The 9,951-nt window shown below is 44.3% G+C and carries 14 protein-coding genes; 2 read left to right on the forward strand and 12 right to left on the reverse strand.

What is annotated here, in order from left to right; all coding sequences use genetic code 11:
• Positions 1-70 precede the first annotated feature (70 nt).
• Positions 71-703, forward strand: a complete 633-nt coding sequence (gene crp / locus APB76_RS09440; protein WP_009602948.1) for a cAMP-activated global transcriptional regulator CRP — start codon at positions 71-73, stop codon at positions 701-703.
• Between the two features lie 217 nt (positions 704-920).
• Here the strand turns inward: crp and APB76_RS09445 are convergent, their stop codons facing one another.
• The 5 genes from APB76_RS09445 to APB76_RS09465 form a co-directional block, all read right to left on the reverse strand.
• The gene (locus tag APB76_RS09445) at positions 921-1,712 is read right to left on the reverse strand and encodes a DUF1338 domain-containing protein (protein WP_054962911.1); all 792 of its coding nucleotides are present in this window, start codon (positions 1,710-1,712) and stop codon (positions 921-923) included.
• 185 nt (positions 1,713-1,897) lie between these two features.
• Complete coding sequence (astD, locus tag APB76_RS09450; RefSeq protein ID WP_054962910.1) at positions 1,898-3,355, reverse strand: succinylglutamate-semialdehyde dehydrogenase; 1,458 nt, start codon at positions 3,353-3,355, stop codon at positions 1,898-1,900.
• Between the two features lie 35 nt (positions 3,356-3,390).
• Complete coding sequence (gene astA / locus APB76_RS09455; protein WP_054962909.1) at positions 3,391-4,410, reverse strand: arginine N-succinyltransferase; 1,020 nt, start codon at positions 4,408-4,410, stop codon at positions 3,391-3,393.
• Between the two features lie 197 nt (positions 4,411-4,607).
• Positions 4,608-5,822, reverse strand: coding sequence for an aspartate aminotransferase family protein (locus APB76_RS09460; RefSeq protein ID WP_054962908.1), 1,215 nt, complete (start codon positions 5,820-5,822; stop codon positions 4,608-4,610).
• Positions 5,823-6,224: 402 nt separating this feature from the next.
• A complete protein-coding gene (locus APB76_RS09465) occupies positions 6,225-6,812 on the reverse strand; it encodes an aminodeoxychorismate/anthranilate synthase component II (RefSeq protein ID WP_054962907.1) in 588 nt (195 codons plus the stop codon).
• 226 nt (positions 6,813-7,038) lie between these two features.
• Between APB76_RS09465 and APB76_RS09470 the strand changes: the two genes are divergently transcribed.
• Positions 7,039-7,407 (forward strand): hypothetical protein, encoded by a 369-nt coding sequence (locus APB76_RS09470; RefSeq protein WP_049844253.1) that lies wholly within the window; start codon positions 7,039-7,041, stop codon positions 7,405-7,407.
• Between the two features lie 169 nt (positions 7,408-7,576).
• On the opposite strand, the gene APB76_RS09475 is transcribed toward APB76_RS09470, so the two are convergent.
• From APB76_RS09475 to APB76_RS23400, 7 genes are all read right to left on the reverse strand, one after another.
• Positions 7,577-7,921 carry a hypothetical protein gene (locus APB76_RS09475; RefSeq protein WP_054962906.1) on the reverse strand — a complete coding sequence of 115 codons (345 nt, stop codon included), beginning with the start codon at positions 7,919-7,921 and terminating at the stop codon, positions 7,577-7,579.
• A 66-nt stretch (positions 7,922-7,987) separates the two neighbouring features.
• A complete protein-coding gene (locus APB76_RS09480; protein WP_049844251.1) occupies positions 7,988-8,320 on the reverse strand; it encodes a hypothetical protein in 333 nt (110 codons plus the stop codon).
• Between the two features lie 122 nt (positions 8,321-8,442).
• Positions 8,443-8,568 (reverse strand): hypothetical protein, encoded by a 126-nt coding sequence (locus tag APB76_RS23385; protein ID WP_269085106.1) that lies wholly within the window; start codon positions 8,566-8,568, stop codon positions 8,443-8,445.
• 114 nt (positions 8,569-8,682) lie between these two features.
• Positions 8,683-9,012, reverse strand: coding sequence for a hypothetical protein (locus tag APB76_RS09485; protein WP_054962905.1), 330 nt, complete (start codon positions 9,010-9,012; stop codon positions 8,683-8,685).
• A gap of 206 nt (positions 9,013-9,218) precedes the next feature.
• A complete protein-coding gene (locus APB76_RS23390) occupies positions 9,219-9,344 on the reverse strand; it encodes a hypothetical protein (protein WP_269085107.1) in 126 nt (41 codons plus the stop codon).
• A 153-nt stretch (positions 9,345-9,497) separates the two neighbouring features.
• Positions 9,498-9,623: a hypothetical protein gene (locus APB76_RS23395; protein WP_269085108.1), complete on the reverse strand. Its 126-nt coding sequence runs from the start codon at positions 9,621-9,623 to the stop codon at positions 9,498-9,500.
• Positions 9,624-9,776: 153 nt separating this feature from the next.
• Positions 9,777-9,902, reverse strand: coding sequence for a hypothetical protein (locus APB76_RS23400; protein ID WP_269085108.1), 126 nt, complete (start codon positions 9,900-9,902; stop codon positions 9,777-9,779).
• Positions 9,903-9,951 lie beyond the last annotated feature (49 nt).

Below are 9,951 nucleotides of genomic sequence, written 5' to 3' on the forward strand. Positions count from 1 at the left end.
TAGGTCTTGATTAAGGCTTAGCTAAAATATGGAAAGCGGCAAGCGTACCCTGCAGAGGAAGTGAGATATTATGGTTCTAGGTAAACCTCAAACCGACCCAACATTAGAGTGGTTTCTGTCACATTGTCATATTCATAAGTACCCTTCAAAAAGCACGCTTATTCACGCGGGCGAGAAGGCTGAAACTTTGTACTACATTGTTAAAGGTTCAGTAGCGGTTCTTATTAAAGACGAAGAAGGTAAGGAAATGATCCTTTCTTACCTAAACCAAGGTGACTTTATCGGTGAACTTGGTCTATTCGAAGAAGACCAAGAGCGTACAGCATGGGTTCGTGCTAAATCTCCTTGTGAAGTTGCGGAAATCTCGTTTAAGAAATTCCGTCAACTTATCCAAGTAAACCCAGACATCCTAATGCGCCTTTCATCGCAAATGGCAAGTCGCCTACAAGTGACTAGCCAAAAAGTAGGTGACCTAGCATTCCTAGACGTAACTGGCCGTATTGCTCAAACGCTATTAAACCTAGCGAAGCAACCAGATGCGATGACTCACCCAGATGGCATGCAGATTAAGATCACTCGTCAGGAAATCGGCCAGATCGTTGGCTGTTCTCGTGAAACAGTAGGTCGTATTCTGAAGATGCTAGAAGAGCAGAACCTAATTTCTGCCCACGGTAAAACAATCGTTGTTTACGGCACTCGTTAATTTCGATTAACCGCTAAAATTTTCAAAGCCACCAATGGAGACATTGGTGGCTTTTTGTTTATCGAGAATCGAGAAAATTATGGCTTATTAAGGGCTCGTTTTGTCAAAACCTTGAGGACTTAAGGCTCCATCGCATCACCATTAGACCCCACCCTCTCGAAAGGCGCAGCCCGTTCTAAACTCTCGCAGGGCGAAGCCCGAATCTCGACTCTTATCTCTACCCGTTAGTACTTTCGAAGATCTTATCAGCAGAGGCTGCAACAAACCCTGGGTAAAGTTCACCATTACTCATTGGGTAGCGCTTAGCAAACTCGTAGAAGCCACCAGGGATAACCTCACTGCCCTCAGTAAAGGTCACCTCGACCTTATCAGCCATAGTTGACGATTGCTCTAACAATACATCAGGAGAGCCTTTCACTTCACCACCAAACTCATTGATGGTAAAGCCGGAATCGCGTAGATGGTCATTGACACCTTTTACTTCTTCAAACGCATTGAGCTGATTGACGCTTACGGTAAAGTGATTAGCACCATAACCATGCGCTGCCAGCCAAGAAGCGTACTCACTCTCTTTAGCTAGCGTCTGGAAGTCAGCAAAGCTAATGTCCCACAAACGACCACCATACAAGAACTCATGACCTTTTAGCTTACTGGTGTCCAACTGCTCGACAAGTTTAGCGACGATAGCTTGTAGCTGTGCAGAGCACTCTTCAACTTTCAGTTCGCTGATAAATACTTTCGGCTGTTTTGGATCTGGGTGCTCAAAGTGTTTAGCCACCAGCTTCTTACTCTCAAACACATAGTCACCGCATGGCTTGTAGCCTACGTCTAAGAATGGTTGTGCAAGCGTAGCAATGCCCAGCGGTTCTACATTGAAAGTACGCAGAGCAATGTGATCATTGATCAGCGCTTCATCTTCTTGCAGAAGTTGGTGGACTTGTTCAGCAGAGGGACATAAGCGTTGAATATAGTCATTCCATAACTGTTGGAATAAAACATCTGGCGTCATAACGCCTCCTTGTAAGGGTGGTTTACGTAAATGGAGTATCAGTAGTTATATGTTTAATTATAAAAAAGGCCATCTAACCAAATGTGTCCAGAAAGTTTGATTAGATAGCCTTCAACCTGTGACGTTTAAAATGCCTCCCGGCTCGGGGGAGGCTAGAAGGGAAATCCCTAAAATTTAATTATATTTTATAGTTCTACACCTGGGCTTAAGGTCGCAGGAAGAAGTGTTTCTCCCCCTTCCATCGAAGCCATAGGGTAAGCACAGTAATCTGCTGCGTAGTAAGCACTTGGGCGTAAGTTGCCCGATGCACCCGGGCCACCAAATGGTGCGTCACCGCTTGCACCTGTTAACTGGCGATTGCGGTTTACGATGCCTGCGCGAATATGGTCAACAAAGTACTCCCACTCACCGTCGTCAGTAGAAACCAAGCCTGCTGATAGACCAAAGCGAGTATCGTTGGCTAACTCAACCGCTTTCTCTAGACCGTGGTAGCGCACCACTTGCAATAACGGGCCGAAGTACTCTTCATCTGGCAGCTCTGCAATCGCAGTAACATCAATGATGCCTGGTGTTACAAACGCGGCTTCTCCGGCTTTAGCTTCAATTAAGCTCTCGCCACCTAGCGTTTGTAGATTTGCTTGAGCAGCAAGAATAAAGTCAGCAGCGGCTTTAGAGATCTGAGGCCCCATAAATGGTGCGGGCTCAGCAAATGGCTGATCGACACGAATCTTACTTGTTGCTGTAACTAGCTTGCTGACCAGTAAATCACCTTTGTCACCCACTGGAACATACAGGCGACGTGCACAAGTACAACGTTGACCTGCACTGATAAACGCAGACTGAATGATGGTGTAGACGGTCGCATCTACTTCTCCGTAATTTTCAGAGATCACCATAGGGTTGTTGCCGCCCATTTCGAGCGCTAGCATCTTGCCCGGTTGACCTGCAAATTGCTTATGCAGAATATGGCCCGTGTTGGCACTACCTGTGAATAGCACGCCATCTAAGCCTTTAGAATCAGCCAGCGCAATACCGGTTTCTTTCGCGCCTTGCACTAGGTTAATCACCCCTTTCGGTAGGCCAACTTGATCCCACAGTTTCATCGCAAACTCACCTGTTAGCGGTGTTTGCTCTGACGGCTTAAATACCACGGTATTACCTGCCAGTAGCGCAGGCACGATATGACCGTTTGGTAGGTGTCCTGGGAAGTTATATGGACCGAACACCGCCATTACACCTAATGGGCGATGACGAAGGACGATTTGGTTACCTGCTGCCTCGCGCTGAGCTTCACCAGTACGGTCATGGTAAGCTCGAATTGAAATCGCTATCTTACCCGCCATCGCCGCCGCTTCAGTACGTGTTTCCCAAATTGGCTTACCGGTTTCTTTAGCGATGATTTCAGCAATTTGCTCGCTGTTCTCTTTTACCTTTTCCGCAAAAGCGAGAACGATCGCTTCACGCTCAGCAAAGCTTAATTTCTTCCAACCAACGAATGCACTGCGTGCCGCCGATACCGCTTGCTCAACTTGCTGCGGTGTTGCGCTGTCGCCTTGCCAGATAACTTCATTGTTGTATGGGCTTTGTGAGTTCATCGACTCACCTTGGCCTGCAACCCATTCGCCCGCAATCCAATGTGTCATAGCTTGTTCCTTCACATTTTCCTTAATACAAAGCTCTATTGAGCCAACATGCGAACGAATTCGCCTTCGTTAACTTTTAGCGCATTCGCCACTTCAGGAGACAAAATCACCGACTCTGAAGCTTGATCATAAGCAGCCTTCGCTGCTGCAGCGCGGAAATCTTCAAACGAAGTGTTTGAAATTAGGTAGTCTTGAGAACTGGTGTGTTCCGCAACAGTCACCTTCGCTCTGAATGAATGGCGAACCGATTCGATATTACGAACATCACACTCAACCGTTGGGCCGCCATCAAAGATATCGACGTAGTTACGGCAAGTGAAACCTTCTTTTTCCAATAGGCGTAAAGCAGGTTTGGTGTTTTCATGAACTTGACCAATCACCGCTTGAGCTTCTTTGCTCAATAGGTTGATATAGATTGGCAGTTTAGGCATAAGATCCGCGATAAAGCCTTTCTTACCGATACCCGTTAGGTAATCCGCCATAGTAAAATCAATCGAGAAGAAATGCTCTTGCAGCCATTGCCAAAACGGTGAGTTACCTTCTTCATCCGATACACCGCGCATCTCAGCAAAAACGGTTTTAGAGAATCTTTCTGGATGTTCTGCCATCATTAGAAAACGACACTTCGACATCAGTCTGCCGTTCAAACCTTGGCGGAAAGTAGGTCTTAAGAACAGAGTACAGATTTCACTGCAGCCGGTGTAGTTATTACCAAATGTCAGCAGTTTAACCACATTGTTAACACCCAGCTTAGCCGATGAGTGAACAATGGTACTGATATGGTAAGAGTAAAATGGCACATCCCAACCAATGGATGCTTCAATACCGGTACAACCAGCAACTTCGCCAGTTTCGCTATCAAAGCCAACCATTAGGTAGCCTTCATCACCCGGCTGATTTACGTCCGGTTTGGTGAAGCTGTATTCTGAATGGGTAATGCGATTGGTTAACAGTTCTTCGTTAACCGGTAGAGATGTAAATCCATGACCTGATTCTACTGCGCATGTATGTAACGCATCGTAATCCGACATTGCGATAGGGCGAACAACCAGCATCAAAACTCCCTCCTGATGTAGTGAGCGCTAGCACTCATTGGTTATCGTTTTTTACTTTCACTTTTGTCATTCCCTACAGTAAGGAACGAACGTGATAGGGAATCTCTCAACACGATGCGAGAGATCCCCAACTCGGTCGTGCCTCCCTCTGAGGATGACACTGTTTATATCGATATGAGTACTAGACTAGGTATTTCTTATTTAACTAGCGTCGCTAGAGCTTTATCTAGTCGCGCTAATCCTTCATTAATTTCTTCCGTGCTGATCACTAGTGATGGGGTGAAACGAACCACGTTTGCACCAGCCACTAGAACCATGAGACCTTCTTTGCCAGCAGCCACTAACACATCACGTGCGCGACCTTGCCACTCATCATTAAGCGCAGCACCTAAAAGAAGACCTTTGCCGCGAACTTCCGCGAACATGTTGTACTTATCATTAAGCTTAGCTAAACCATCACGGAACAAGGCTTCACGCTCTGCAACACCAGCCAATGTTTCTGGTGCACTGACAACATCAACTACGGCTTCAGCAACTGCACACGCGAGTGGGTTGCCACCGTAAGTAGAACCATGAGTACCGACTTTTAGGTGCTTAGAAAGCTCAGTAGTGGTTAGCATTGCGCCGATAGGGAAACCACCACCAAGAGATTTAGCCGTGCTTAGGATGTCTGGCGTCACACCCAAACCTTGGTATGCGTAGAACTGACCAGTACGACCGTTACCTGTCTGTACTTCATCAAAAATCAATAGGGCATTATGCTTGTCACATAGCTCACGAACTGTCTGAACAAATTCGTCTGTTGGAGATACAATACCGCCTTCGCCCTGAAGTGGTTCCATCATGATGGCACAAGTGCGATCAGAGATATGCTCGCGCAGCGCTTCAACATCATTGTATGGTAGGTGAGTCACATCACCTGGTTTAGGACCAAAACCATCAGAGTACGCCGCTTGACCACCGACGGTTACGGTAAAGAAAGTACGGCCGTGGAAGCCTTGTTTAAAAGCGATAATTTCAGACTTTTCAGGACCAAACTTATCTACCGCATAACGACGCGCCAGTTTCAGCGCTGCTTCATTTGCCTCGGCACCCGAGTTAGCGAAGAACACTTTTTCAGCAAAGCTGACTTCAGTGAGCTTTTTCGCTAAGCGAAGAGCAGGTTCGTTGGTCATTACGTTACTTAGGTGCCAAAGCTTCTGACCTTGCTCAGTTAACGCATTTACCATTGCTGGGTGACAATGACCTAGACAGCTCACGGCGATACCACCGGCAAAGTCGATGTATTCCTTACCTTGCTGATCCCAAACACGAGCACCCTCGCCTTTTACTGGAATCATTTCCATTGGGTTATAACAAGGTACCATTACCTCATCAAACAAACCGCGTTCTACGTTATTTTCTACAGTCATTGCACATTCCCTCTTGATACCGCATGCATAGCGAATATGGTGTCCTTACTTCTATTCAATGAAATAAGATATTGTCTTGCTATAAAGCAACCACGGCATTGTATTTACATTTAATTAACCATTTCAATAGTGATTTATTCTTTTTAGTGCCCGCTATGGAGTCTGATAGTCACTACCTCTGAGTATTTATGCATCACGCCACCTGTTTTATGAAGCAATATATTCTTATAGCTAAGATAAGCTATGGTTAATCATAGTTTGGATAAGGGCTGCAGCGTAGGCAAGACAAACTCTGCGCATACTTTTTCACAAACTATCCGCATGGTGAATTATGAAAGAAATGTTAAGAAAGGTGATCTAAGTCAGGCTTTAACCAAACAAAAGACGGTCAAAGGGAGCGTTTTAAAGTGGCTTTCGAGCCAAAAAATTAGCGAGGATCTGATGGCCTTGCTCTGTTTTAATCGACTCAGGATGAAACTGCACCGCATCAATCGGCAAGGTTTTGTGCTGATAGCCCATGATCTCATCCATTGAGCCATCTTCAAGCTCTGTCCAAGCGGTCAGCTCAAAACAATCTGGCAAGGTGCCGTTCTTAACCACCAATGAGTGGTAGCGCGTTACCGTTAGCGGATTATTAAGTGTAGAGAACACACTGCGATCATTGTGACGAATTGGGGACGTTTTGCCATGCATTACCTGTCGAGCACGTACCACTTCTCCGCCAAACACCTGCGCAATCGCCTGATGGCCCAAACAAACACCAAGAATCGGCAACTTTCCAGCAAAGTGTTCAATCACGCTTAAAGAAATACCCGCTTCGTTGGGCGTACACGGCCCCGGGGAGATAACCAAATGGGAAGGATTTAACGCTGCAATCTGTTCAAGCGTGATTTCATCATTACGCACTACCTTAACCTCTGCCCCCAGCTCACAAAAATACTGGTACAGGTTGTAGGTAAAAGAGTCGTAATTATCGATGATTAACAGCATTACTCGAAGACTAGCGTTGATAAATTTCTTGGTTAGGGGCGGTATTGTGCAATACAGGACAAGAAAGGCAAGCGGTATCGACAAGATAATTTTATCTTCAACTGTCAAAAACCAACTGATAGAACGCACAAATACCACTGGGACTTATATACAAAAAACACATTTATAATATAATTCGCACGCTCATTATGGGCTAGGTCTATTCAAATACAATTAAGAGATTCAAATGAAACTAAAAGCATTACTTGTTAGCGCCCTATCAGTGCTAACTCTATCAGCTTGCCAAACTCTATCGCCAGAGGTTCCGACACCGACAGCTAGCAAGGAAACTATTAACGAAGCACAGAAAGCCCTAGCTGAATGGGACGGGTTTAAAGTATCTGATGATGGCATCATTTCAACTCAGGAATCACTTCCTTCTGGGTACTACTGGCTTACTAGCACAGTAAAAACTTGGGGACGAAAAGTATCGTGCGATAATCTACGTTACTTTGTAGAGAAAGGCATGGTTGTCAGCATCCACTTTAAAGGTCCGCGTGGTCGCTATGATGCTTACGACGAGCAACGCTGCCTAGAAGAAGATCAGTACCTTTAAAACAATAACCGCCACATGATGTGGCGGTTTTTGTTCGTTGGCATGTTTCAGCCTCTTAGGTCTAGGGAGTACAGCTTGCAAAAATGCCCTGTGTTACTTCCCTTCTACCTCTCAATCAGCGGAACCTTAGTCATAATACGGCTGACCCCACACATATTAACTTTCGAAGCTAATCATACAAATACATTGACGTGATTACTGGTGTAGAGTACTCAGACCAACAGCCCGTTGTTTGTATTAACACTCTTTTTCCCGAAGCTTTAGCAGCCAATAAAGTAGAATAGATCTCTTTGGCTAAAGGGTTAGCTTGTAACCCAGACATTATTAAAACTGGCGTACTATCTTTACACCCATCATTAACAGGAAGATCGTAAATATAAACCCTTGGTGTACCTGTAGAAATGATTTGTATTTTTTTACCTACCAAACTAGTTTCAACAGAGGTCCCTGCCACAGAGTAGCCACTGGCCAGAAATAAAATCAAGGCTACATAATTAAATATTTTTCTAAACATGATAAACCAATAATAACTTAATTTTTGGGGTCAGGTCTAATTAGATTGACTAACTAGAAAGATTTTTTATTTATTAGCAGCATTTAGCAATACATACTCGAGTTCACACCTAGGATGCCCTTCTACAACTCTCATTTGAATTCTTTTATCTGACATATACGCAGAAAGCAGTGCTGAGTATACTTGAGAGGCATTTGAAGATGATGGATTCAAGGTGAAGTACACATCAGAAACAGGGGTGCAATTTGCCAGCTTCTCATTAAAGGGCGTGCTAACATAAATATCTCCAGAAGTAGAAACGTAAAGCTGTTCAATCTTGGAGATACATCCCCAACTTGCGCATTCATCAGCAATAGTGAAACTTGACCAAAATGCCATTAAGAAAGTTAATGCCTTCATATAGTACCTATAAATATTATTTTATTTAACAACGTAAACCATCAGGGTCAGGTCTTGCGTTTTGACACAATACGGCTGACCCGTGAATAATGAATTCCAAAGTGGTGTCTGATTTATTTTTCTCACACTAGTACCTCGACAAATATTTGGAAGTCTTGTTCATCCAAATAAATCGCTTGCCGAGCATTTCCACGCGATGTCACATGATATAGCGCACCAGCAAATTCAACCCTTAATGGTCGGCTCATTTTCTCTCCCTGAAAACACCACACCAAATACCTAAACTAAACCACCTCACAATCCCAAAAAGGCAAAAGGCAAGACCTGATCCCGTTTAGATTTTTTCACTGTTAAATTGCTCGCTACTCGACAACAATGTATCCGACTCGACAGTAGCTCTGGCTACTATCATCTTTATTGGTATATATAGTTACATTTGCACCTGCGAACTTAGCAGATAAAAAGGCACTAACATAGGAATCATAGCTGCTATGCGACTTGTCAAGGTACGCCCACGTATGCTGGTTCCCACACATTGTAATGCCACTCGCTAAAGTAACTCGAAAAACCATATTTCCGTCATCTGTAACATGAATTTGACCAAGTTTCCCTTTTTGAACACCATCCCAAGCAAATAAGTTGGAAGAGAAAACGGCAGCACTTAAAACTAAACAACTAAGTATTTTTTTCATAATAATCTCATTTTAGCCTGCCTAAACAATGAAATTTAGGCATTGATGTATAGAATATATCTGGCGTTAGTATCAACGCCTCATTTTTCATTCTGAGTCGTTGATCTCAGTGAATGTCACAACCATCAGGGTCAGGTCTTGCGTTTTGACACAATACGGCTGACCCGTGAATAATGAATTCCGAAGTGGTGTTCGATTTGTTTTTCTCACACTAGTACCTCGACAAATATTTGGAAGTCTTGTTCATCCAAATAAATCGCTTGCCGAGCGTTTCCACGCGATGTCACATGATATAGCGCACCAGAAAATTCAACCCTTAATGGTCGGCTCATTTTCTCTCCCTGAAAACACCACACCAAATACCTAAACTAAACCACCCACCTAACAAACCCCAAGAGGCAAAAGGCAAGACCTGACCCCGATTTACTTGCAATACGACTGACCCGTGAATAATGAATTCCGAAGTGGTGTCTGATTTATTTTTCTCACACTAGTACCTCGACAAACATTTGGAAGTCTTGTTCATCCAAATAAATCGCTTGCCGAGCGTTTCCACGCGATGTCACATGATATAGCGCACCAGAAAATTCAACCCTTAATGGTCGGCTCATTTTCTCTCCCTGAAAACACCACACCAAATACCTAAACTAAACCACCCACCTAACAAACCCCAAGAGGCAAAAGGCAAGACCTGACCCCGATTTACTTGCAATACGACTGACCCGTGAATAATGAATTCCGAAGTGGTGTCTGATTTATTTTTCTCACACTAGTACCTCGACAAACATTTGGAAGTCTTGTTCATCCAAATAAATCGCTTGCCGAGCGTTTCCACGCGATGTCACATGATATAGCGCACCAGAAAATTCAACCCTTAATGGTCGGCTCATTTTCTCTCCCTGAAAACACCACACCAAATACCTAAACTAAACCACCCGT

It is taken from the genome of Vibrio bivalvicida (assembly GCF_001399455.2).
GTDB lineage: Bacteria > Pseudomonadota > Gammaproteobacteria > Enterobacterales > Vibrionaceae > Vibrio > Vibrio bivalvicida.

Bases quoted from the DNA above. Each gene is read 5' to 3' on its own strand.
- crp (WP_009602948.1), top strand. From the start codon at position 71: ATGGTTCTAGGTAAACCTCAAACCGACCCAACATTAGAGTGGTTTCTG.
- APB76_RS09445 (WP_054962911.1), bottom strand. From the start codon at position 1,712: ATGACGCCAGATGTTTTATTCCAACAGTTATGGAATGACTATATTCAA.
- astD (WP_054962910.1), bottom strand. From the start codon at position 3,355: ATGACACATTGGATTGCGGGCGAATGGGTTGCAGGCCAAGGTGAGTCG.
- astA (WP_054962909.1), bottom strand. From the start codon at position 4,410: ATGCTGGTTGTTCGCCCTATCGCAATGTCGGATTACGATGCGTTACAT.
- APB76_RS09460 (WP_054962908.1), bottom strand. From the start codon at position 5,822: ATGACTGTAGAAAATAACGTAGAACGCGGTTTGTTTGATGAGGTAATG.
- APB76_RS09465 (WP_054962907.1), bottom strand. From the start codon at position 6,812: ATGCTGTTAATCATCGATAATTACGACTCTTTTACCTACAACCTGTAC.
- APB76_RS09470 (WP_049844253.1), top strand. From the start codon at position 7,039: ATGAAACTAAAAGCATTACTTGTTAGCGCCCTATCAGTGCTAACTCTA.
- APB76_RS09475 (WP_054962906.1), bottom strand. From the start codon at position 7,921: ATGTTTAGAAAAATATTTAATTATGTAGCCTTGATTTTATTTCTGGCC.
- APB76_RS09480 (WP_049844251.1), bottom strand. From the start codon at position 8,320: ATGAAGGCATTAACTTTCTTAATGGCATTTTGGTCAAGTTTCACTATT.
- APB76_RS23385 (WP_269085106.1), bottom strand. From the start codon at position 8,568: ATGAGCCGACCATTAAGGGTTGAATTTGCTGGTGCGCTATATCATGTG.
- APB76_RS09485 (WP_054962905.1), bottom strand. From the start codon at position 9,012: ATGAAAAAAATACTTAGTTGTTTAGTTTTAAGTGCTGCCGTTTTCTCT.
- APB76_RS23390 (WP_269085107.1), bottom strand. From the start codon at position 9,344: ATGAGCCGACCATTAAGGGTTGAATTTTCTGGTGCGCTATATCATGTG.
- APB76_RS23395 (WP_269085108.1), bottom strand. From the start codon at position 9,623: ATGAGCCGACCATTAAGGGTTGAATTTTCTGGTGCGCTATATCATGTG.
- APB76_RS23400 (WP_269085108.1), bottom strand. From the start codon at position 9,902: ATGAGCCGACCATTAAGGGTTGAATTTTCTGGTGCGCTATATCATGTG.